The sequence below is a fragment of the Microcystis sp. M083S1 genome (assembly GCF_020246405.1).
Classification (GTDB): domain Bacteria; phylum Cyanobacteriota; class Cyanobacteriia; order Cyanobacteriales; family Microcystaceae; genus Microcystis; species Microcystis aeruginosa_C.
In genome coordinates, this window is record NZ_JADBTB010000136.1 from 15,483 (window position 1) to 36,559 (window position 21,077).

Annotated in this window: 24 protein-coding genes and 1 pseudogene; 12 read left to right on the plus strand and 13 right to left on the minus strand. The window is 43.9% G+C overall.

Annotated features, from left to right (window positions below; genetic code table 11):
- Nucleotides 1-13: 13 nt before the first annotated feature.
- From IM450_RS13495 to IM450_RS13525, 7 genes are all read left to right on the plus strand, one after another.
- Nucleotides 14-787: an ABC transporter permease gene (locus IM450_RS13495; protein WP_002784574.1), complete on the plus strand. Its 774-nt coding sequence runs from the start codon at nucleotides 14-16 to the stop codon at nucleotides 785-787.
- Nucleotides 788-993: 206 nt separating this feature from the next.
- Nucleotides 994-1,887, plus strand: coding sequence for an ABC transporter ATP-binding protein (locus tag IM450_RS13500; RefSeq protein WP_287669998.1), 894 nt, complete (start codon nucleotides 994-996; stop codon nucleotides 1,885-1,887).
- Between the two features lie 137 nt (nucleotides 1,888-2,024).
- On the plus strand, nucleotides 2,025-2,501 hold the full coding sequence (locus IM450_RS13505; RefSeq protein WP_004268456.1) for a hypothetical protein: 477 nt from the start codon (nucleotides 2,025-2,027) through the stop codon (nucleotides 2,499-2,501).
- Between the two features lie 403 nt (nucleotides 2,502-2,904).
- Nucleotides 2,905-3,186, plus strand: coding sequence for a DUF2470 domain-containing protein (locus IM450_RS13510; protein WP_004268454.1), 282 nt, complete (start codon nucleotides 2,905-2,907; stop codon nucleotides 3,184-3,186).
- A 54-nt stretch (nucleotides 3,187-3,240) separates the two neighbouring features.
- Nucleotides 3,241-3,453 carry a hypothetical protein gene (locus IM450_RS13515; RefSeq protein WP_287670002.1) on the plus strand — a complete coding sequence of 71 codons (213 nt, stop codon included), beginning with the start codon at nucleotides 3,241-3,243 and terminating at the stop codon, nucleotides 3,451-3,453.
- Nucleotides 3,450-3,803: an NINE protein gene (locus IM450_RS13520; RefSeq protein WP_287670004.1), complete on the plus strand. Its 354-nt coding sequence runs from the start codon at nucleotides 3,450-3,452 to the stop codon at nucleotides 3,801-3,803. The genes IM450_RS13515 and IM450_RS13520 overlap by 4 nt, the downstream gene beginning before the upstream one ends.
- Nucleotides 3,804-3,809: 6 nt before the next feature.
- Nucleotides 3,810-4,496 carry a helix-hairpin-helix domain-containing protein gene (locus IM450_RS13525; protein WP_147069382.1) on the plus strand — a complete coding sequence of 229 codons (687 nt, stop codon included), beginning with the start codon at nucleotides 3,810-3,812 and terminating at the stop codon, nucleotides 4,494-4,496.
- 15 nt (nucleotides 4,497-4,511) lie between these two features.
- On the opposite strand, the gene IM450_RS13530 is transcribed toward IM450_RS13525, so the two are convergent.
- Complete coding sequence (locus IM450_RS13530; RefSeq protein ID WP_287670007.1) at nucleotides 4,512-5,288, minus strand: SDR family NAD(P)-dependent oxidoreductase; 777 nt, start codon at nucleotides 5,286-5,288, stop codon at nucleotides 4,512-4,514.
- A 148-nt stretch (nucleotides 5,289-5,436) separates the two neighbouring features.
- On the opposite strand from IM450_RS13530, the gene isiD reads away from it, so the two are divergent.
- Together isiD and IM450_RS13540 are read left to right on the plus strand one after the other, a co-directional pair.
- A complete protein-coding gene (gene isiD, locus IM450_RS13535) occupies nucleotides 5,437-5,649 on the plus strand; it encodes a protein IsiD (RefSeq protein WP_002732311.1) in 213 nt (70 codons plus the stop codon).
- A 164-nt stretch (nucleotides 5,650-5,813) separates the two neighbouring features.
- On the plus strand, nucleotides 5,814-6,812 hold the full coding sequence (locus tag IM450_RS13540) for an adenosine kinase (RefSeq protein WP_103113235.1): 999 nt from the start codon (nucleotides 5,814-5,816) through the stop codon (nucleotides 6,810-6,812).
- Between the two features lie 199 nt (nucleotides 6,813-7,011).
- On the opposite strand, the gene IM450_RS13545 is transcribed toward IM450_RS13540, so the two are convergent.
- The 9 genes from IM450_RS13545 to IM450_RS13585 form a co-directional block, all read right to left on the minus strand.
- Nucleotides 7,012-7,386 (minus strand): DUF5615 family PIN-like protein, encoded by a 375-nt coding sequence (locus tag IM450_RS13545; RefSeq protein ID WP_287670010.1) that lies wholly within the window; start codon nucleotides 7,384-7,386, stop codon nucleotides 7,012-7,014.
- Nucleotides 7,370-7,612, minus strand: a complete 243-nt coding sequence (locus IM450_RS13550; protein ID WP_002790012.1) for a DUF433 domain-containing protein — start codon at nucleotides 7,610-7,612, stop codon at nucleotides 7,370-7,372. The genes IM450_RS13545 and IM450_RS13550 overlap by 17 nt, the downstream gene beginning before the upstream one ends.
- A 318-nt stretch (nucleotides 7,613-7,930) precedes the next feature.
- Complete coding sequence (locus IM450_RS13555) at nucleotides 7,931-8,560, minus strand: DUF1294 domain-containing protein (RefSeq protein WP_002761869.1); 630 nt, start codon at nucleotides 8,558-8,560, stop codon at nucleotides 7,931-7,933.
- A gap of 504 nt (nucleotides 8,561-9,064) precedes the next feature.
- On the minus strand, nucleotides 9,065-9,460 hold the full coding sequence (locus IM450_RS13560) for a DUF5615 family PIN-like protein (protein ID WP_108935877.1): 396 nt from the start codon (nucleotides 9,458-9,460) through the stop codon (nucleotides 9,065-9,067).
- Nucleotides 9,457-9,831, minus strand: a complete 375-nt coding sequence (locus tag IM450_RS13565) for a DUF433 domain-containing protein (protein WP_149978030.1) — start codon at nucleotides 9,829-9,831, stop codon at nucleotides 9,457-9,459. Before IM450_RS13565 ends, IM450_RS13560 begins: the two co-directional genes overlap by 4 nt.
- Before the next feature lie 433 nt (nucleotides 9,832-10,264).
- Nucleotides 10,265-10,729, minus strand: coding sequence for a DUF29 domain-containing protein (locus tag IM450_RS13570; RefSeq protein ID WP_287670014.1), 465 nt, complete (start codon nucleotides 10,727-10,729; stop codon nucleotides 10,265-10,267).
- A 16-nt stretch (nucleotides 10,730-10,745) separates the two neighbouring features.
- Nucleotides 10,746-11,204, minus strand: coding sequence for a DUF29 domain-containing protein (locus IM450_RS13575; protein ID WP_002734421.1), 459 nt, complete (start codon nucleotides 11,202-11,204; stop codon nucleotides 10,746-10,748).
- A gap of 43 nt (nucleotides 11,205-11,247) precedes the next feature.
- Nucleotides 11,248-12,231, minus strand: coding sequence for a protein-methionine-sulfoxide reductase catalytic subunit MsrP (msrP, locus tag IM450_RS13580; protein ID WP_159294627.1), 984 nt, complete (start codon nucleotides 12,229-12,231; stop codon nucleotides 11,248-11,250).
- Nucleotides 12,232-12,317: 86 nt separating this feature from the next.
- A complete protein-coding gene (locus tag IM450_RS13585) occupies nucleotides 12,318-13,703 on the minus strand; it encodes a cytochrome P450 (protein ID WP_287670028.1) in 1,386 nt (461 codons plus the stop codon).
- A 391-nt stretch (nucleotides 13,704-14,094) separates the two neighbouring features.
- Between IM450_RS13585 and IM450_RS13590 the strand changes: the two genes are divergently transcribed.
- Nucleotides 14,095-14,850 (plus strand): TVP38/TMEM64 family protein, encoded by a 756-nt coding sequence (locus IM450_RS13590; protein ID WP_287670018.1) that lies wholly within the window; start codon nucleotides 14,095-14,097, stop codon nucleotides 14,848-14,850.
- Between the two features lie 5 nt (nucleotides 14,851-14,855).
- Here IM450_RS13590 and IM450_RS13595 read toward each other — a convergent pair whose 3' ends face one another.
- The 3 genes from IM450_RS13595 to IM450_RS13605 all read right to left on the minus strand — a co-directional run bounded on the left by IM450_RS13595 (nucleotide 14,856) and on the right by IM450_RS13605 (nucleotide 19,210).
- The gene (locus tag IM450_RS13595) at nucleotides 14,856-15,479 is read right to left on the minus strand and encodes a ribonuclease HII (protein WP_287670020.1); all 624 of its coding nucleotides are present in this window, start codon (nucleotides 15,477-15,479) and stop codon (nucleotides 14,856-14,858) included.
- Complete coding sequence (locus IM450_RS13600) at nucleotides 15,476-17,647, minus strand: Rne/Rng family ribonuclease (RefSeq protein ID WP_004268425.1); 2,172 nt, start codon at nucleotides 17,645-17,647, stop codon at nucleotides 15,476-15,478. Before IM450_RS13600 ends, IM450_RS13595 begins: the two co-directional genes overlap by 4 nt.
- 807 nt (nucleotides 17,648-18,454) lie before the next feature.
- A complete protein-coding gene (locus IM450_RS13605; protein WP_004268423.1) occupies nucleotides 18,455-19,210 on the minus strand; it encodes a DUF2232 domain-containing protein in 756 nt (251 codons plus the stop codon).
- Nucleotides 19,211-19,451: 241 nt separating this feature from the next.
- Here IM450_RS13605 and IM450_RS13610 point away from each other — a divergent pair.
- Nucleotides 19,452-19,705: pseudogene (locus tag IM450_RS13610) on the plus strand (IS4/Tn5 family transposase DNA-binding protein); the annotation flags it as partial.
- 320 nt (nucleotides 19,706-20,025) lie between these two features.
- A complete protein-coding gene (gene ylqF / locus IM450_RS13615) occupies nucleotides 20,026-20,865 on the plus strand; it encodes a ribosome biogenesis GTPase YlqF (protein WP_287670023.1) in 840 nt (279 codons plus the stop codon).
- Nucleotides 20,866-21,077: the final 212 nt, after the last annotated feature.

A 21,077-nucleotide genomic window follows, 5' to 3' on the forward strand; every position in this document is an offset into this window, starting at 1 on the left:
ACACTAACATTCTATGAAATATTGGCAGGAAATTTTAGCGATCGCTCAACGAATTTTAGTAGAATTAATCCGGCGCGGGCGTAGCTTAATCCTCTGGGGCATTTTCCCGATCCTTGTCCTGCTCTTAAATGGCTATATTATGGCAGAAAAAGGCAAAATTGAGCTTGACGAGGCGATGGCTCTGGCTACTCCTCCCACCCTCGTCGGGGCGGCACTTTTCTTTAGTTGTTTGGGGGGAACCGTGGCGACGGTAGTGGCAGAAAGGGAACAACAAACAATTAAACGGTTATTTTTATCGCCTTTAAGCGGTGTTTCCTATTTTATCGGCATTTTTCTCGCCCATTGTGCGATTGCCGCCTGTCAGACAGTTTTAGTTTATTCTATTGCTAAACAGTATGGAGCCACTTTTAAAGGCTCAATTCCTCTAGAATTATTAATTATTTTTCTTAGTATCACCGCCTATGTGGGTTTAGGATTTATCCTCGGCACTCAACTGGCGAAAAGAACAGAAGATGTTAATGCTTTGGTGGGAACTTTTGGGGTTCCTTTATTAATTTTAGGCGGCGTTTTTCTCCCCACTGCTTTATTCCCCGACAATATTCTGTCTCTGGCTAAATATAACCCGATCTACCACATGAATGAAGCTTTAATTGCTGTTTGGGCAAAGGGCAAAAATCTGCAAGATATTAGCTCTCATTTTCGCTTTCTTTGTCTTTTTGCTCTAGCTATGGTAGCAGGTGGTTGGCTTACCTATCGACAAATGTTAAACCTTGAACGCCGACTGTAAATCAGTTATCAGTTAGGTAGGGTGGGTTAGGCGGAGACAAATTATCAGACTTAATCATTAATTTATCTATTTGCCGTAACCCACCATCAGTTATTCAGCTTCCTATTTTTCAGTATAATTAGCCAATTTCCCTGTTATTCTTACTATTACCTAGCTGACGGATGATGGCTTAAAAAATCCTGACTATCCTTGTTACTTTATTAAAAATGCTGACTATCAATAATGTCAAAAAGAATTACGGAAGACGCTTAGTATTAGATCAATTAAACTTTCATATTGAAGCGGGGGAAATTTACGGTTTACTCGGTCCCAATGGTGCGGGAAAAACCACCACTATTAACTTAATTTGTAATTTATTAAAACCCTCATCGGGAGAAATTACCTTTAATTATTTGCCAATTTCCAGAGTTACTAAAGAATTAATTGGGGTTGCCCCGCAAGAAAATTTATTGTACAAATCCCTTACTTGTGAGGAAAATCTCAACTTTTTTGCTCAGATTTATGGACTTGATCGCCTCCAGCGTCGTCATCGGATTAAAGCCAGTTTATCGGCAGTAAATTTGCTTGATCGCGCCCGTAGTCCGGTGGAAACTTTAAGCGGTGGAATGCAGCGCCGGATGAATATTGCCGTGGCTATTGTTCATCAGCCAAAATTATTAATTCTCGATGAACCAACTACCGGTTTAGACATCGAATCTCGCTATGAAATTTGGGATTTAATCGGAGAATTACGGCGCCAGGGAATGACAATTTTATTAACTACCCATCTCCTCGATGAAGCACAGCGTCTCTGTCAACGTATCGGGATTTTAAAACAAGGTCGTATTATTGCCGAAGGTAATTTAAATCAGCTGCGTCAGCACATTCCTGCGAAAGAAATTATTATCATGGATACCCGGGATCAAGAAGCGGCAATAAATCGAGGTAAACAGTTAGGATTTACTCCCAAATTTTACGGTAAAGATTTAGCTTTTTGGTTACATGAACATCTAGAATTAAGCGATATTATTCGGGCATTTGACGGCATTAATATTGATTCTATCGCCCGTCAGACGATACAGTTAGAACATATTTATATGGAAATTATGAATCAATTTTAAACCCGTTTTTGAAAATTCAGCTTGATGATCGACATTTTTCAGTAATTGGCCTCAATTAAGCTAAATCGCCGTTTTTTTAGGGTCATGATCATCTATAATTTTTAGATAGGTTCTATTAATTGGAGACAAAATCAATAATGAAATTAACCTCTATCCCTGGCTTATTAAGTCTATCGGCGGTATTATTAAGCTCACATCTACCGGCAGCGGCGCAAAATTGTCGGCCACTTTCTTTATTAGGGGGTGAAGGTAGTGAAGTTACGAAAAGCGTCTCACAACCCACTGTTCCAGGTCCTTTCGGTGTCACGATAACTCGTAATAATTGGAATACCGATTGGGCAGTGCCGGGGGGGAGACGTTTTCAGAGGTTTATCGTTACGGTTTCTGTCCCCCGGGCTGCCTCTTTTGATATCCGGCTGTTTCTCAAGTATAGCGATCAAACTAACGAGGAATTTTTTAATACTAATGGAGTACGAATCGAACCCGATAAACCCTTAACAATTACTGCCACAGTACGCGCAAATGATCAACCTTTTTTAGTTAATCTTTTTGTCAATGGTATTCAGCACATCGGTAATACCTACACCGCTTCTGTTGTCGGTTGTGAACGATAAAATATATAAGGTGTGCTGAAAAAGTTTTTTGGTGGGGGCAGGGTGTGGGGTTTTAAGCTAAGAGGCATTTTAATCGCCTATCCGATTAGCTGAATCTCTCCCAATCCCTTTACTGTTGCCTCTTGTTTCATCTCAACAGGCAATTTAAATTCGCGGGCAGCCCCGGACTTTACTCTCTACCCCGATTGACCTTCAGTGGGACAATTAGATCAACGCACAATTAAGGATTTTTGTCAAGAAAATAATATTAAACTTATTATTGATGTCTGCCATGCCCACGCCCAAATTATCTGGCAATTAGCGATTAATTAGGCTACCCTAACTAATATGCCCCCATTGGCCTCGATTTAGAACTGGCTTTTATCCGTCCCCACCTTATTATCGATTTTTTTCGGAAATATTTATGTCTGAAACTATCACTCCCGCCATTAGCGATCGCATATGTAAACACATGAACAAAGATCACGGTGATGCCGTGCTTTTCTACGCTCAAGTTTACGGCAATATTACCGATGCAGAAACCGCTCAAATGCTCTCCATCGATCCCCAAGGCATGGATTTAGCCGTAGAAAAATTAGGGGAGAGTCAAACAATTAGAATACCTTTTGAGCGCACCCTAGAATCAGCCAAGGATGCCCATAATATTCTGGTTGAGATGCTAAAAGTTAATCAAAGCACCCCTTGACAAAGCCCGATTTTGCTCCTATCACCGAAAAAGACCAACCTAGAGAATTAGCCCATGAATCAGGTTAACAGTACGGGAATAAAAATACCCAAGTCTAGCTGGCGTTTACTGCCTTTTTTAGTCTTGGGTGTGCTAGTTTTTGCCTTTAATTCCTCCCTAGAATTAAATTATCTAGTCAAGGGTTATATTACTCTCTTGGAATTACAGGCAGGCATCGTGGTTTTATACTTTCTTTTGGCTAAATTAGGGAAATCTCAAAAATTATGAGAAATAGAACTATAGCGGCTTTACTAGCCTTTTTTCTTGGTTATCTTGGCATCCATAAATTTTATCTAGGGGAGAATTTAGCAGGTATTCTCTATCTACTTTTCTTCTGGACTTTTATCCCCGGCATCATTGCTTTTTTTGAATTTATTGGTTTAATCATCATGTCAGATCAAGCTTTTGATGCTAAATACAATCCTAACTATCTCGCCAACAGTACAGAGCGAAGACTGCCAGAATCAGGTCAGCAAAAAACTGCTACTTTACTCCAGCTTAAAAAGCTTTACGATCAGGGAATTATTACTGCTGAAGAATACGAAGAAAAACGCAGAAAATATTTAGATTCTCTTTAAAAAAATATGTCTAATCTCTCTCCTCGCCCTCCCGAATCTTCCGAGTGGATCTGGCTATCCTTAGTCCCAGTTTTCGGGGGACTTGCCATTGCTAATGCTGGCAAAAAAACTAATAACCAAAGCTGGTTATCCGTCGGCATTGCTTTGACAATTATCTCCCTTATTTTCCTTACACAAGAGTCTTTTATCGTAATTTGGTTTGCCCAAATCGGCCTGGGTTTATACATCCGTCAACAGCTTAATTCCCATCCAATAGCTTCGGCAAATAGAACCGATTCTAGACAGTCATCCTCTCCTCTTGAAAAAATTGATATTAACAGCTGTTCCACCAACGATCTGGTTTATAAATTAGGGTTGCCGATTGTCTATGCCAATGATATTGTTTCTGTCCGTAATGAAGGACATATTTTTACCCATTTGGAAGAATTACACTTCCTGGCTGGTTTACCGGAAAATTATCTCAAAAAACTGGAACCTTTGATTATCTTTGCCTACGATATTCGCCAAGAAGTTGACGTTTCTTGGCGTTGTTTAAATTACCACTCTGTTGAGGAATTAGTCAATCTCGGTCTTGACTTTTCCCTGGCCGATAAAATTGTCGCCGAAAGAGAAAAAAACGGTGTCTATCGTTCGGCCATCGAAGTGAGAAACCGGACAGGTATTCCCTTAAAATCCTATCAGCAATTGCTTTAATTCGCTTGATTCTAGTTAGAGCTTGAATTGCTTTTCTATCAAAGACACGATCCAACTTCTAGGTAAAAAACGGGGCAGATTGACGATAATTTTATTAGCAAATTTACCGGCTACCACGTTGGGGCGTTTGTTTGCCAAGGCAGTTAAAGCCTCTTGTACCACCACTTCCGCCGAATCTAACCGGCCGTTTTTGCCCATAAAAGCACTGGGAAATCGGGCCACCTCAAAAAAATTAGATTCCGTCGGACCGGGGCAAAGAGCAAGGATTTCAACGCCTTTGTCTTTATTTTCTGCCCAGAGAGACTCGCTAAAGCTGAGGACAAAGGCTTTTGTCGCCGCATAAACGGAAAGATAGGGGAGCGGTTGAAACCCAGCAATGGAAGCAACATTGATAATTGCCCCCCCAGCACCAGCAAGCATGGGACGGAGAAAATAGTGGCTTAATTCCACCAATACCAGATTATTTAACTGGATCATTTCTAACTGTCGGGCTAAATCCTGCTCGCTAAAAGCACCATAATCACCAAAACCGGCATTATTTACCAGTAAATCGACGTTGATTCCTTTTTGGTTCACCGTATCATATACTAGCTTTCCCGCCCCAGCAACGGTCAGATCTTGGACGATAACCGTCACTTTTACCCCGTATTGTTCCTCTAATTCCGCCGCTAATTGTTCTAGTTTATCCCTAGATCTAGCGACTAAAATTAGCTCCATTTGCCGTTGGGCAAGTTGACGAGCAAAGACGACACCGATACCAGTGGAAGCGCCAGTAATGAGGGCTGTTTTCATAGAAGATCAATCAAAAATAGCTTTTTTGCTGGAATTGTACCACAATTACCCTTCCATTTACAGTTCTTAACTTGGCGGGGAAGGCATTTTTTCAACTTAGGATATATGTTAAGCTAGAAATAGAACAAAGGTCGAGGGAGGTGCAGAAATGACAGTTATAAGCTTCACTGATCAAGATATTGCCAAATATACCGCCGCTGATATTGCTTCTTTGGCCGAACGACTAGAAAAAGATGAGTATAGTAACCCCTTCGAGGCTTTGCGGGATTGGCACCTGTTGCGAGCGATCGCTTTTCAAAGACAGGAATTAGCCGAACCTTATCTTTATCTGTTGGATCTAGAAGCCTACGATGAGGCTTAAAGTGGCTTCGTTAAACAAAACTTAACACAAATTACTGGGGGTGTGAGACTAGCACACCCATTATTTTTGATTATGGTATTCTCTGGCTGAAAAAAGCCCCTAGCTTTTTGCTCCTTATTTCCCTACTATCAATAACAAAGTATTTTTAGGCGATCGACTAAATTATGGGCAAACAATACAACGTTTATGGGATCGGTAACGCGCTCGTCGATATGGAATTTCAAGTCTCTCCTGAATTACTGCAAGAATTAGGCATCGATAAAGGAGTGATGACGCTGGTGGACGAAAATCGTCAAACCCAGTTGATGGAAAAATTGGCTCTTGATTGTAAACGCAGCGGCGGCGGATCGGCGGCGAATACCCTAGTAGCGATCGCTCAGTTGGGGGGTAGAGGTTTCTATTCCTGTAAAGTGGGCAATGACGAATTAGGTAAGTTTTATCTACAAGATCTGCGGGCCTGTGGTTTGCATACCAATGAACACGGCGGCGAAAAAGAGGTGGGAATCACGGGAAAATGTCTAGTTTTTGTGACTCCCGATGCTGATCGCACCATGAATACTTTTCTCGGCATCACTGGGGAAATTTCCGAACGGGAATTAGTCCCCTCAGCGATCGCTAATGCCGATTATCTCTATCTCGAAGGTTATCTCGTCACCTCTCCCACTGCCAAAGCTGCCGCTATTAAAGGGCGAGAAATTGCTCAGGCTGCTGGAGTCAAAACCGCTTTATCCCTGTCGGATCCCAATATGGCGATCTTCTTCCGGGAGGGATTACTGGAAATGATCGGAACGGGGTTAGATTTCGTTTTCGCTAATGAGTCGGAAGCTTTGACTATTTCTGGCAGCGAGGAAATCGAGTCAGCGATCGCCTATTTTAAAACCATTGCCAAAGGATTCGCTATCACCCGGGGTGCCAGTGGTTCTTTGATCTATGATGGCGAAAATCTCCTGGAAATTGACCCCCATCCCGTACAGGCGATCGATACCGTCGGTGCAGGGGATATGTATGCAGGTGCGTTTCTCTACGGTATTACCCACGGTATGGGTTACAAAGGAGCAGGAAATCTCGCTTCTCTAGCGGCTGCCCGGGTGGTTTCTACTTTTGGGGCGCGTTTACAAACCGAGGAAATTCAATCCCTGCGCGATTCGATCGTTTTGGGATAGGTTTTGTCAGTGATCAGCTTGTAGTCAGTAGTCAGGTTTTTTCTCCCTGCTCCCTGCTCATAGTCTTAACGAGTAATTTAGATAGTCATACTAAATCCTGTTTAAAAGTTATAGGAGAGTGGGGAGAAGGGAGCGGGTTTTTCAAGTTGGATTGGGAGTTAATCATGCTATTAAAAACCGATTCAGTATAACGTTTCCGTTAGACATCAGACACTAATGGTAAACGACGAATACGAATACGGCTTGGCTCAACCGTAATGGCTGATCCTTGTTCTAAATCGTCCTCGCACTCAGCGATTACTGTCAACAAAAGATTCGTAAGTGCTTGGGCGCGTAATCTTTCAACCCGAATGCGAATGACTGAAGGAGTATTCGCCACATCAAGTGCCAGCAATGTATGGAAATCCGCATCGAGAGTAGCAACAACCCGTCCCTCGTCTCTAGCCCTTTGGATAATGTCTGAGTCTTCAGCTTCAGACATCCCTATTTCACCAACATGAATAGTGTCGATCCCAGCATCACATAATAAAGTTGCCGCAGAAAGCGGTAGTCCCTGATCAAGCAACAGCTTCATAGCGATTAGGAAGTTCAATGATGCGATCATCCAAGTAGGAAGAGGCAAAAATTAGGGCTTGTCGAATATCTTCATCCTCCAGTTCGGGAAACTCTTGATGTAATTCTGCTCGATCGGGATAAGTTGCCAGTAGCTCAATCACTCGACGAACCGTAAGGCGAAGATTACGAATGCAGGGTTGCCCATTCATACGGTTTGGATGGCTCGTAATACGATCTAGTTTCATTAGAGTAATTCTATTTCTTCATGATCATTTTAACCTTTAGCGGGGTAAGCAATGCCTGAAAAACATCCTCCACATATCCATTCTCCGTCATCAGATAAACCGTCACCCATACTATCCTTATATCACGTCCAAAAGCCTGTTAGCCAGATTAGCCCACACCGCACTTAAACCTACAGCTTCAATCAATGGGCATGGTGCGTTCCCTAAAATCTATTAGTGGAGCAGTAAGAGCCACATTAGGGAACGCACCCTACGGCGATAGCGTACTGCTACGCAGTGCCTTCGGCATCGCACTGATGCTTTTAGAATCGCAATACCTCATAGCGTTCCTCCCGAAAACAGCCAAAACAGCCATACAACATAATGAAGGATCACGATCGCCCAAAAAGTGACTTGATAAGACTTTTTCTGACCTTTATGGCGCAATATTCGCTGGGCAATAAACCCGCCCAACCATCCACCTGCAAGTTCACACAGATGTAGCGTTTGTTCAGAAGTTCGCCAATCCTTTCGTTTAGCACGAGATTTATCATCTGCGTATAGAGCGTAAGTCACTAAACTCATTACGGGATAAAGAATCAGTGGAATGGGATTGCGTGTCGTCCATGTAAAATGAATAGCTCCAAACAAAGGCAGAAGCGACAACAGAACTACCTCAACTATCGGAAAGCTTGAAATGATGGCATCAGAGGGTTTAGTTCGACTACTTGAAGGTTCTGACTTGTTTCTTGCTCCCAGAATAAATGCGTTGTAAGCTCGAACTTTGCCATCTGAGTCAACTATGCAGTGGTAATAAATCGTGTCGTTTTCTTGTGGACGACGGGTTGCATCTTTAACTTCAGAAATATGCAAAAAAACTTCTTGACTCCCATCAACGGGTTGAATAAAACCAAATCCACGCTCATCTTTCCATTTTGTAAGCTTTCCACTGCGGAGACCGGATTGCATAAAAAATCTCAATAACGAAAACTTTGTGGTTCTAACAAATCATCTTCAAGGACAGCCACAACCAAAAAACGAAGCAGCCCAACTACATATTATAGGTCAACTTTCTGCATAAAACTCTCTGAGGCAACGATATGGTTCAACTTTCGGTATATCACTCCATTTAGGCGCAATCGCCAGAACTTTTCCCCATATCACCCCCAAAAGCCTGTTAGCCAGATTAGCATATTGCCAAAAATCTTGTTTAACTAAATTCCTGACAATTAGGCTCATTCTAGCAATGATTCTTCGATCTGACCGCACCCCTTGACAGAAATTTATAATTATTAGACCTTTAGCGATCGCTATCGGTGGATAGTTGTTTTTTGTTACAGCAGTGGGGAGAAGGGAGCGGGTTTTTCAAGTTGGATTGGGAGTTAATCATACTATTAAAAACCGATTCAGTATAACGAACCCGTTATGCCGTGTCCCTACAGATAGACTTCAATGGCTCTAGCATTCGGCGCGTCACGGAATAAAAATGCGTCTTGCGCCTTGATAATCTTCAATATCAACTACAATATCAACCAAACGGTTAACGCAACGATCTCGATAATCTGGCTCGGCAAGTAGTCGCTCAATATTACCGATTGTCACGACGGGTAATGATGTGGGGGTATTTTCCTCCCGCATCACTTGCTCCAGGGAATCTTTGCCTTTCATGCTTCGGTTAGCGGTGATCAGGATCATCTGATTGGCTTGAGCATACCGCCAAACAATGCGATCATCGCTCGTGACAGCTAACCCAACTTCTTCAAACAGAATAAAACGAATCGAGATCAAGTCAAGCCAACCACTCGCAGCAAGGACTCCGGCGAGGACAAGAGAATGCCCTCGTAAGTTATGATCAACTAGAAAATTCATGCCCGTGATGCCAACTTGGCTTTTTCCGCTTGAAGTTTTGCTCGAATGGCTTCTGTGCCTGGTTTTGGCGGCTTAGCAGCAATACGGGCAACTCGCTCACGATTTTGCTCTTCGTAATACTGTCGCAGTTCTTCAGCTTCTTTGAGAACTTGCTGGTACTCAGCTTCTACATCCGCACGATGAGCCTCAATATAAGCCAGGGCAGCGTTAATTTGCTCTTCCGTCAGATCAAATAATCCCTGAATGAACTTAGGTGGATATTGAGCAGTCACATAATCCATCACATCGTAGAGGGTGATGCGGGTTCCTGCGATCGTCAGTCCCCGCTCTGTACGAATGATAGCGGTTTGTTCATTTGATGCGAGCGTCATAGCCAAAGCCCCCTAAGGGCTGCGTTCACTAACTCGTATTTTATCAAAAATATAAAGTTGCCGCAGAAAAATGCCTGAAAGACATCCCCTACACATCCATTCTCCGTCATCAGATAAACCGTCACCCATACTATCCTTATATCACGTCCAAAAGCCTGTTAGCCAGATTAGCCCACACCACACTTAAACCCACAGCTTCAATCAATGGGCATGGTGCGTTCCCCAAAAATCGATCGCTGGAGCAGTGGGAGCCACATTAGGGAACGCACCCTACCAGATCGGCGCTCGCACTGACAATTAGGCTCATTCTAGCGATGATTCCTATGTCTGACCGCACCCCTTGACAGAAATTTACAATTATTCGACCTTTAGCGATCGCTATCGGGAGATAGTTGTTTTTTGTTACAGCAGTGGGGAGCAGTCTAACTGATGGCTATATTTCCAGATTATCGCCCCCAGGAAACCAATCTTCATCGAGAATTTGTTCAAGGGAACCAATGGGAATAACGGGGAAAGTATCGAGGGGTAATTGAGAGCGGTCACTGGCATTTTTTCGGGCTGAAAGATAACATTCATCAAAAATTTCCAAAAGATAAGGTTTCAGACTAGGACTATCTTTAAGTTCATCTAATATATCGAGACGAAAAGTTCTAATCTCTCCCTTCCAGTGACCTTCGTTTCTCTCTCTTTCTGCTGTCCAATATTTGAGTTTAAGTAAATGTTCTAATAATCGGGTTAACAGACTTTTGATTGTGCGCTTTTCACTCCTTCCCATACTTGCTAATTCCTCTAGTAAATTCTCTAAATCTACCCGCTCAAACTGTCTGGCTTGCAGTTGATTAATAGTAGTTCTAATCCAGAGATAAAAGTCTTCTTCGTACATGGTTTTATTATCCATAATTTACCTCTATATATTACTCGTGGTTATTAGTGGGAAACCAATCTTCATCGAGAATTTGTTCAAGGGAACCAATGGGAATAGGGGGGAAAGTATCAAGGGGTAATTGAGTTCTAACTTGAGCCTCTTTTCTAGCAAATTGATAGCATTCCTCAAAGATTTCCAGAATATAGGGTTTCAAACTAGGGCTATCTTTAATTTCTTCGATTATTTGTCGGCGAAAGTTGAGAATTTCTCCCTTCCAGTGACCCTCATTTCTAGATTTTTCTCCTGTCCAGTAAGTTAGTTTCAGCAAATGTACCAGTAATTGAATCAAAAGATTTTCGATTTTGCGCTTTTCACTCCTTCCCATACTTGCTAACTCCTCCAGTAAATTCTCTAAATCTACCCGCTCAAACTGTCTGGCTTGCAGTTGATTAATAGTAGTTCTAATCCAGAGATAAAAGTCTTGTTCGTACAGAGTTTTATTGTCCATAGATACTTAGTTAAACTGAATAAAACGCGGATAATCATCAAAATTAACTATACAAACTAGCCACATATTCACCATAGCCATTATAGGGCAGAGTTTCGATAATTTCCCAAGATAAATCACTTCTACTGCCGATAAATTTCTCCGTTGCTTGCGACCAACGGGGATGGGGTTTACTGGGGTTAACATTAGCCTCAAAATCGTATTCGTGAGCGTCAATTGTGTTCCAGTAGGTGGCGGGTTGTTTGGCGGTAAATTCAATTTTTACTATCGATTTTGCTCCTTTAAAACCGTATTTCCAAGGAATAACCATTCGCAAGGGTGCGCCGTGTTGTTTGGGTAAATCATGTCCGAAAATTCCCACAGCAAAGAAAGCTAATTCATTGGCCATTTCTTCAATTCTTAAACCTTCTGCATAGGGCCAGGGTAAGGCTCCTAAATGTAATCCTGGCCCCTTAGTAATTTCGGGATCATAAAAGGAGGTAAAACGGACGAATTTAGCTTCTGGTTTTGGTTCCACTGCCGCAATTAAAGCACTCATCGGAAAACCCAACCAAGGTAAGACCATTGACCAAGCTTCCACACAACGAAAACGATAGATTCTTTCTTCGAGAGGAAAGGTTTTTTTAATAGTATCTATATCGTAGGTCTGGGGATTTTTTACCAATCCTCCCACTTCTACCGTCCAGGGATTCGTCGGTAATTTCTGCGCTTTTAACCAGATATTTTTCCCCCCTCCGAACTCATAAAAATTGTTATATCTCCCCGCTACAGTTTCGGCAACTATGGGGCGATTTACCGTTAAAAAATTCGGATTCTTGCTGAACCCTGCAATTTTAGGTAATTGCAAACTTTTTTCTAAAGCTTCCGAGGAGGAGGATTTACCACAAGCAGTTAATAATAGGGAACTCCCCGCAATTCCTGTCCCGATTAACCCCTGTAAAAAGCGACGACGGTTAAAATAAACACTTTCGGAAGTAACTTCATTTTCGGAAATTTGCCAGGATTTAGCTAAACGAATTAAGACCATAATTATCCCCAATTTTATTGACAAAAAAAGCAGAGTTATGATATATGATACCACAACTCTGATTGTACAATATTTTGTCAGTTTTTTTAAGAAATTTCGGCGAGCATGGGGGCAGTCACCAGAGGTTCCCGTCGTCCTTTTAAGACCATGGGAACTCCTCGCGAGGGAGCAAGGGTGACACCGCGGCGGCTGGGTTTTTCGGGGGTATTATTAACTAGAGTTAACTGATAATTGGCCAAAATTGTGGCGATAGCGATTTTCATCTCGTAGATAGCTAAAACTTCCCCAATACAACGACGCGCTCCACCACCAAAAGGCATATATTCGTAGGGGGTGAATTGTTTTTCTAAAAAGCGTTCTGGTTTAAAAGTATGGGAATCGGGGAAAGTTTGCTCGCGGTGGTGGGACAGATAAATACAACCCATAAGAATTGTCCCTTTTTCTAAAGGATAACCATCTAGTTCTACCGGTTCTTGCACTACTCGCGGAAAAGTTAACATTCCCACGGGATGAATGCGTAAAGTTTCCGAACAAACCGCCGAAAGATAGGGTAATCGAGTTATATCAATGGGGTTAGGATTATCTCCTAAAGTGGCTATTTCTTGGAGAATTTTTGCTTTAATTTCTGGATAGCGATGGGTCCAGTAGAGCGCCCAAGACATAGCAGTGGCTGTGGTTTCATGACCGGCGAATAATAAGGTCATTAATTCATCGCGCAATTCCTTATCGCTCATCGGGTTGTCTTCTTCATCCCGGGCCGACATCAGTAGTGATAAAACATCGGTACGATTGGGGTTAGGATTAGCTTTTCTTTCGGCAATTTCTGTATAGATGATATCATCAATTTTTTCTTGGTAACGCTGGTATTTTCCCCAGGGACTCCAAGCACCCAAATCAGCCCGCAAAATTGGAAAAAATAACAAAGAAGCCATCACCGGAGAGTTAAAAATATCGAGCATTTCAGCCAGAATTTTTTTCAGGGTTTGATAACGTTCCCCTTGACTAATTCCAAAAACTGCCTCCATAATTACTTGTAAAGCAATCGCTGTGGTCGCTGAACGGGCTTTAAAAGGTTGATTTTGGGGCAATTCTGCCATTACTCTCAGGGTAATATCGCGGATTAAATCGCCGTAGAAACGCATTCTTTCCCCGTGAAAAGGTGGCAATAAAAGCTGACGGCGTTTTTTATGGATGTCCCCGTCTAACATGACGACGGAATAATCACCAATAATCGGGGCAATAATCCGATTTGCTTCCCCTGGTGCCGAGAATTGTTTACGATCATTAGTTAAAATTTGTTGTAGGGCCGAAGGACTACTGACAAAGATAAAATTATCTACAGTTAAACCCACTTTTGTGCTAAAAATATCGCCATGCTTGCGGGCGGCATTTTCCATAAAAGCTACGGGATTAATGATCCATTGTGCCATTTGCACGAAGGTGGGGGCTTTGACCTTGGGGAGGATTTTCATAGATTGATTGCTATATCCAATGCTAATTATTTCTAATTGTGACATTTTTTCCCCAGAGACGGCAAGGTGTAATAAGCTGCCCGCGCATTTAAATTGCTGATTGAGATGAGGCACTCTTGCACTCTTGCAAGAGGCAAAAGTAAAGGGATTAGGGGAGATTCAGCTAATCTAAGGATAGGCGGTTAAAATGCATCCTAGCTTATCAGGTAAACAGCAAAAATTATCGGGCTGTTGCTTGTCTTATCTTCTCGGAGAGAGGGGGATTTTCTGGGAATTTTCAGGATTGGCTTTCTGGTCTAAACAATGATAATCGGGGTAGAATAGCCCCAGTTCTATTTAATTCGCTTCTATAGTTCAATCTCTCTTTTTTCATTCCTTATAGGGACTTTTTATGATTATTTCCAAGTTTTTGCCCTCGGAAAAAACTGTGATTATCAGGCATTTACTGTTATTAACTACATTTAGCCTTGTTTTTTTCCTGACTACTCCCCCCGCTTTTGCCCTCGAATCCAGTGCCTCCACCGGTTTTAACCCTCAAACTATTCTTTTCCATGCCTTAACTTGGGTGGATAGTTTGGGAGCCGTGGGAGCGATCGCGTTTATAATTATCTATATTCTAGCTACTGTGGCCTTTTTTCCAGGTTCAATCCTAACTTTAGGGGCTGGTGTGGTTTTTGGCTTGGTTTTAGGCTCTTTTTACGTCTTTATCGGGGCAACTATCGGCGCTACTGCCGCTTTTCTGGTGGGACGTTATCTGGCTAGGGGTTGGGTGGCGGAAAAAATTCAAGGTAATAGTAAATTTCAAGCTATCGATGAAGCTGTGGGGAAAGAAGGTTTAAAAATAGTGCTTTTAACCCGTTTATCTCCCATATTTCCCTTTACTCTGCTTAATTATGCCTATGGTGTCACCGGGGTTTCCCTGAAAGATTATCTACTAGGTTGCGCGGGCATGATTCCGGGGACGATAATATATGTCTATATTGGCTCTTTAGCGGGCAATCTTGCCACTATCGGGACTTCGGCACCAGCCACTAACCCAGTTTTATCATGGACTATTCGTCTTATCGGTTTTATCGCTACTGTTGCTGTCACCCTCTACGTCACAAAAATTGCCCGTCAGGCCCTGGCATCAGTTATCAGTGAGTAAACCCCTCAATTGCCCTCCCCACCCCACTCCGCCCTTGAGTGGGGACTGACGCGGATTTGTTGACAGGGACTAAAAGAGAGCCGGTGCTGAGAAGTAAGTCCATGGTTGCCAATCGCTTCTAGGTGTTGAGCAGTGCCATAACCCTTGTGACGAGGGAGGCCATAATCGGGATAGCGTCCGTGCCAACGAGTCATTAAGTCATCGCGCCAGACTTTCGCTACGATACTAGCCGCCGCAATTACTGGGGATTTTTGATCTCCCTGAATTACCGCCTTTTGGGGGATTGACAAATCTTTAATAATGTGCTTGCCATCGATCCAGCAGAGACCGGGGGAAAGGGGTAATTTCCCGATAGCTCTGCTCATTGCCAGTAGGGAGGCATGAAAAATATTCAAGCGATCGATCTCTTTCACCGTAGCATAACCGATGCGACAAACAAAATCCCGTTGTATTTGCCGGCTCAATTTTTGCCGTTTTTGGGGGCTAAGTTGCTTACTATCTTTTACCCCCAACTCCCACAGCCGCGCAAAACCAGAGGGGACAGTGACCACTACCGCCGCCACCACGGGGCCAAATAAAGCCCCGCGCCCCACCTCATCGACACCGGCAATTAAGAGTTCTGCGCTCATGACTCATCGGCAGTGGCGGAGGAACGACGACGACGACGACCCAGCACTGCGGTTTCAGCCTCTAGTTGTGGCTCCTCCGTCACCTCGGCGCTCACCGGGGTCTCTAAAGGAATGACTTCGCCGAGAAAAACTGGAGTTTCGGTCGTAATCGGTTCCGGCGTAAAAGTCACTGGTGGACTAGCTTCTTGGTTGATTTCCTGACTAACTTCGCTAGTGGTGGAACGACGACGACGGCGCACCAAGGGACGATTTTCAGCTTCCTCGCCAGTTTCCGTCGCCTCTACTGGGGCGGCGGCGGCTGTGTCCTCGACTTCTAGGGTAGGAGTCAAGGATATTTCAGGAGTGGGAGGCGTTTCTGGGTTTTCCGCCTCCCTTTCCCCTGCCAGTTTCACGGAAACAATCACCGATTTCGGGTCTTTAAACTCCTTATCCACCAGAATCAGGGGAGAAATGCCCATTAAAGAATAAACTTCCTGTTCTACCTCGGTCATTTCCACGGAAACCCGCTCCCGTTCGCTGACGGGGATATTTTTGGCGGCGCCAGCATCTTCTCCCCGTTTCGAGAGACGGGCGGGGCGTTCTCGTTTTTCCTCCAGGCGTTGTGGTTCTGATTCCGGCTCGATTTCGTTGTTAATAGCGTTAGTAGAGGCTTTTTCGCTCCGTTCCTCTTTTAGCAACAGTTCCGAGGGACGACGGCGACGGCGACGGCGAGAATTATTAACCTGTTCTTGATAGTTGGGGTGGAAGGAAAGATCCATCCCTTGGGCGTTTTCTTCGGCCTCAAATTCGGAGAAAACTTCTAGATAGGGTTCGGCAGCTGCAACGCTAGGAGCGCTCTTATCGGGTAGAACTTTTGTATTAGTCGGGGCAACGACAAAGGTTTCTCTTTCCGCGCGGCTAACGGTGGGGGTTTCTAGGGCGATGGCGTTGCCTTCTCCGGGTAGATGGGCTAAATGACCTAGTCCGCCGCAATGGTCACAGGTTTTGCCGAATAATTCATAAATGTTTTTCCCCTGACGCTTACGAGTTAATTCCACTAACCCCAATTCCGATAATTGGGCAATCTGGGGCCGGGCCTTATCGCTTTTCAAGGCCTTATTAAACAATTCCAGCAGTTTCAACTGGTCGCGACGGGAATCCATATCGATGAAGTCCACCACCACCACACCGCCGATATTTCTCAAGCGCAGTTGTCGGGCGATTTCTGTGGCGGCCTCGCTATTAGTCCAGAGTACGGTTTCTCGGGCCGTGGCCGAACGGGTAAAGGAACCGGAGTTAACATCAATTACCGTTAAAGCTTCCGTCGGTTCGATGATAATGTAGCCGCCAGATGGTAAATCAACCCGGGGTTTCAGGGCCTCGCGAATGGCGGCGTTAACCCGGAAATAGTCGAGAATTGGCTGGGTTTCCCGATGGGAGTCAATATAAACCCCTTCGAGAGCTTTGCCGCCGCCCCAGTTCGTCAATTGTTGTTTAACTCGTTTTACCGCCACCGGGTTATCCACAACAATGCGATTGACATCGGCACTGTACATATCCCGCAAAACCCTTTGAATAAAGTCATCATCGCGGTTCAGCAGGGCCGGGGCGCGGCTGCTGACGGCCATCTGTTGGATACTCTCCCACTGTTTTTGCAGAAATTCCAAATCCTCGATAATCGCTTCTTCCGCTTTGCCTTCGGCCTCGGTGCGTACCAGCAAACCCATCCCCGCTGGTTTGACCAAAATCCCTAAAGCTCGTAAACGGGAGCGCTCGTCTTCACTGCGGATGCGACGGGAGAGATTCACCCCGCGACCATTGGGCATCAATACCAGATAACGGCCCGGGAGAGTGACATTTCCCGTTAGCCGCGGTCCCTTGTTGCCGGTGGGTTCTTTCATTACCTGTACCAGCACTTTTTGCTGGGGGGCCAGTAATTCGGTGATAGCACCGGCAGTTTTTTTCAGTCTTAAGGGGCCCAGGTCGGTGACATGGATAAAGCCATTGCGTTCCGCATCGCCAATATTGACAAAGGCCGCATCTATCCCGGGTATGACATTTTCTACTAATCCTAGATAGATGTCGGCCACCTGCTGATTACCTGTGGCTACAACTAATTCCTGAATTTGATCTTCCCAAAAAACAGCCGCTATATGGTGTTGTTCGGCTATGATTATTTGTTTTGGCATTCAATTTCCTCAATCTTTCGGTTTCAAAAGCGACGGACTATGGGCTATTTGTCTATGCTTTGAGGCTACTTCTGGAAATCTGGTCTTGTTAAGAAAGTTCTAAGAAGATGAGTCCGCATCGTTAAAGCCTCATCTTGATGTTCATCTGCCTCTCAGACGTGGGAACTGAGTCTTGGTTTCAGTTGTTAAGTCTGTTTGGCAAGTGCCGGCTTGACCCACAATTAGGTAAGCACAGCCAGGAGACGAGATTTTCAATTAATCCCTGAGTCTTGCTCGATAACAGCATTTTTTATCCGTTTCCGCCGGTTCTGTCTATCAGAATCTAGGAAAAAAGGAGTTTTTGAGTTACTCCCCTCGGCAACAGGTTTCTGTGGAAGGGAAAATAGCGCACTTTTCGATTTTCCAAAAACCACGATTCTTTTAAGAAATGCTTTAATCGAGTCTTATAGACGACTATAACTCACTCGGTCACTCTCTGACAAGACGATGATCGGGGAAAAATGATCGATTAACAGTTGACTGGAGATACTGACCATAAAGCACTAAGGGACTTGCGTGGGAATAATATCCCAGCCAGAAAATCGCTCTGTAGAAGAATCAGACCGGCCAGAAGGCATATTATCAAAGCGCAAGTCCCTTAGCTGCGGAGGCGCTCGAAGGCTCTCCCCCTACTTAGAGTGATCAGCAAACCTGAACGCTCGGAGGGCGCAAGCATTGCGCCCCTACAGTAACGGATTTTGTCCACAATGTAGGGGCGAACTGCGTTCGCCCAAAAGGTAGATTATCAAAGCGCAAGTCCCTAAATAATCACTCATAATCTAGTATGACCTGCACCCATTTGGGCGGACGAGAAATCGGATTACCAAGGCGATCAAGAACTAATAACGCCACTAAATGCACGGCGAATAAGTATAATAAACTATTGACAAATATACCCACAACTGCTATCGATTGCACTTGCAGCAGCGTCGGTTTAGCGAGAATCCCTAACCAGGTGAAAATCCAATCAATAAAATTAGTCGCTTGGGTAATCACATATAACCAGAGATTTTCGCCTAAAAGAATTGAAAACAGCCAAAAACGAAAGAATAAACCAAAAGCCCCCAACAGTCCCCCAGTCAAGATAGAAAATTCCCAGCGCGCACCCCGGCGCCAGCATAGCCCCAATTGTACCCCCATCAGGCCGTGGGGAATCAAAAAGACAATACTGCGAGTCGGTCCCATCAACACCGACAAAAGTAAACTAGAAACTAATGCTGTCATCCAAGCACAGCGAGCGCCCCAACGTAAATAGGCTAAAGCGACAGGAATCGGGAAGAAAACCCTTAATAACGGTCCGAGGGGAAAATAATAATCAATTAACCAGATTAAACTGGTAGCACTGGCCAAAAAAGCCGTTTCCACCGTGATCAGGGTAGCGATAGACTTGAGAGGAGATGGTTGGATAGGTTTGGCAGTGGGTTTATCTAGGGGTTTCCCCTCTTCCCCCAGATCTGCCCAATTGGTTTCATCTATTGTCTCTTCTGAGGATTGAGCGGGAGAATTAGCGTTAGAATCATTCATTCTATCAGTTATCCGGTGGTCGGGACGGGTTGGCCGGCTATTCTTAGCTTAGACTTGCGACTCCCAGTCAGGCAAGAGGCAAAAAATAAGTAGGTAGGTGTTAAAAATTGTCAACCCCCCCTTATTAAGCTATCGATTAGTCAGATCTTTCTTAACAAAAAGAGAAGAAACTTAAAAAAAGGGGAAACGATTGATAAGTATAGTTTTGAAAGAAGGAATTAAGGTGGAGGTGAGCAAAAAAATGGAGAAATGGGCAGCCCAAGAATTACAGTATGCAGACCTAGGGGACACGAGAAGAAAGAAAGGATTAATCAGTATCGTGGAAAACTTGGCCAGCCAACCTAGTATAAGTGTCTCACAAGTATCGGGAAATCTAGCCGCCGCCAGTGCCACCTAAGACTTTTGGAACTAATTGCCGCCCAAGCTAAAAGTACAGTAGAAAGAATCAAAGAACATCCAATAGTTTTGGCAGTTCAAGACACAACCAGTTTAAACTTAATAATTGCTTCTCTTGGGGTTTTTTAGGGAGAAAAGGTGACGATGAACCCAGCGTTGAAACTATGAAACTATTTGGTTGGGACTGCGAAGGTTAGATGATATCAGCGAGACTTGGAAACTATCGGATCAAATTAGTTCCCCCATAGAACTCCCTTGAGCCATCCGGCACACTTTTTTCTTTTTGTCAAATTTTATGTTAAGAAAGATGTAAGTAATGGATAGCTTAATAAGGGGGAATCTGACAATTTTTAAAACCTACCTACTTAGCTATCTAGGGACTATTTCTGATAAGATTTAATTTTATACTCCCATCTCCCATGTCGTTAATTCAATGGTATCCCGGTCATATTGCCAAAGCGGAAAGAAAACTCAAGGAACATCTTAAACTCGTGGATGTAGTCTTAGAAGTGCGCGATGCTCGCATTCCCTTAGCTTCCCATCATCCGCAGGTGGACGATTGGATTGGCAATAAACCGCGCTTGTTAATCTTAAATCGTCTCGATATGATTCCCGAATCTGCCCAGCAACAATGGGTAACATGGTTTAAAAGTCAAGGAGAAACCGTCTATTTTACTAACGCTAAACAGGGAGAAAGAGTTAAAGCAATTATCAAAGCGGCGGAAAAAATTGGCGATGAAATTAACCAAAAACGTCAAATAAGAGGAATGTTACCGCGTCCAGTGCGCGCCGTGGTGATCGGGTTTCCCAATGTGGGCAAATCTGCCCTGATTAACCGTTTATTAGGGCGAAAAGTCGTCGCCAGCGCCCGCAGGGCCGGAGTAACGCGACAATTACAATGGGTACGAATTTCCGACACCTTAGAATTATTAGACGCGCCGGGGGTGATTCCTTCCCGTTTAGAAAATCAAAAGGATGCGGTGAAATTAGCTATCTGTGAGGATATTGGGGATGCTGGTTATGATAACCAAAGGATAGCGGCGGCTTTTGTCGATTTATTAATAGAATTACAGTATGAAGGACTTTTACAATCTCGTTATGGGTTGAATACTCTAGACATGACCGGGGAAGATTTTATCGAAAAATTGGCCAATCTCAAATATCAAGAGGATAAAGAAAGGGCAGCCATGCAGTTACTCAATGATTTTCGTAAGGGAATAATCGGGGCTATCCCTTTAGAATTGCCCCCTTCCTCTTGAAATCGCCTGTTTTTAACTCAATAGTTAGGGTCTGCTGAAAAAGTTTTTCCTAGGGGCAGGGTGTAGGGTGTGGGGTGTGGGGTGTGGGGTTTTACCGATTTTGAGGGGGTCAATTACCTAATTTTCAGGGAAAAAGTAGCTGAATTTCCCCCTGATCACTCCCATATCTGGTACTTTTGGATTTCAAAAAAGGCTAAAAGTCTTATCCAGCA

Coding starts and splice junctions, on each gene's coding strand:
- IM450_RS13505 (WP_004268456.1), top strand. CDS start 2,025: ATGAAATTAACCTCTATCCCTGGCTTATTAAGTCTATCGGCGGTATTA.
- IM450_RS13590 (WP_287670018.1), top strand. CDS start 14,095: ATGATTATTTCCAAGTTTTTGCCCTCGGAAAAAACTGTGATTATCAGG.
- ylqF (WP_287670023.1), top strand. CDS start 20,026: ATGTCGTTAATTCAATGGTATCCCGGTCATATTGCCAAAGCGGAAAGA.
- IM450_RS13605 (WP_004268423.1), bottom strand. CDS start 19,210: ATGAATGATTCTAACGCTAATTCTCCCGCTCAATCCTCAGAAGAGACA.
- IM450_RS13550 (WP_002790012.1), bottom strand. CDS start 7,612: ATGAAACTAGATCGTATTACGAGCCATCCAAACCGTATGAATGGGCAA.
- IM450_RS13495 (WP_002784574.1), top strand. CDS start 14: ATGAAATATTGGCAGGAAATTTTAGCGATCGCTCAACGAATTTTAGTA.
- IM450_RS13530 (WP_287670007.1), bottom strand. CDS start 5,288: ATGAAAACAGCCCTCATTACTGGCGCTTCCACTGGTATCGGTGTCGTC.
- IM450_RS13600 (WP_004268425.1), bottom strand. CDS start 17,647: ATGCCAAAACAAATAATCATAGCCGAACAACACCATATAGCGGCTGTT.
- IM450_RS13540 (WP_103113235.1), top strand. CDS start 5,814: ATGGGCAAACAATACAACGTTTATGGGATCGGTAACGCGCTCGTCGAT.
- IM450_RS13585 (WP_287670028.1), bottom strand. CDS start 13,703: ATGAAAATCCTCCCCAAGGTCAAAGCCCCCACCTTCGTGCAAATGGCA.
- IM450_RS13500 (WP_287669998.1), top strand. CDS start 994: ATGCTGACTATCAATAATGTCAAAAAGAATTACGGAAGACGCTTAGTA.
- IM450_RS13515 (WP_287670002.1), top strand. CDS start 3,241: ATGAATCAGGTTAACAGTACGGGAATAAAAATACCCAAGTCTAGCTGG.
- IM450_RS13565 (WP_149978030.1), bottom strand. CDS start 9,831: ATGACGCTCGCATCAAATGAACAAACCGCTATCATTCGTACAGAGCGG.
- IM450_RS13525 (WP_147069382.1), top strand. CDS start 3,810: ATGTCTAATCTCTCTCCTCGCCCTCCCGAATCTTCCGAGTGGATCTGG.
- IM450_RS13595 (WP_287670020.1), bottom strand. CDS start 15,479: ATGAGCGCAGAACTCTTAATTGCCGGTGTCGATGAGGTGGGGCGCGGG.
- IM450_RS13555 (WP_002761869.1), bottom strand. CDS start 8,560: ATGCAATCCGGTCTCCGCAGTGGAAAGCTTACAAAATGGAAAGATGAG.
- IM450_RS13560 (WP_108935877.1), bottom strand. CDS start 9,460: ATGAATTTTCTAGTTGATCATAACTTACGAGGGCATTCTCTTGTCCTC.
- IM450_RS13575 (WP_002734421.1), bottom strand. CDS start 11,204: ATGGACAATAAAACTCTGTACGAACAAGACTTTTATCTCTGGATTAGA.
- IM450_RS13545 (WP_287670010.1), bottom strand. CDS start 7,386: ATGAAGCTGTTGCTTGATCAGGGACTACCGCTTTCTGCGGCAACTTTA.
- IM450_RS13510 (WP_004268454.1), top strand. CDS start 2,905: ATGTCTGAAACTATCACTCCCGCCATTAGCGATCGCATATGTAAACAC.
- isiD (WP_002732311.1), top strand. CDS start 5,437: ATGACAGTTATAAGCTTCACTGATCAAGATATTGCCAAATATACCGCC.
- msrP (WP_159294627.1), bottom strand. CDS start 12,231: ATGGTCTTAATTCGTTTAGCTAAATCCTGGCAAATTTCCGAAAATGAA.
- IM450_RS13570 (WP_287670014.1), bottom strand. CDS start 10,729: ATGGATAATAAAACCATGTACGAAGAAGACTTTTATCTCTGGATTAGA.
- IM450_RS13520 (WP_287670004.1), top strand. CDS start 3,450: ATGAGAAATAGAACTATAGCGGCTTTACTAGCCTTTTTTCTTGGTTAT.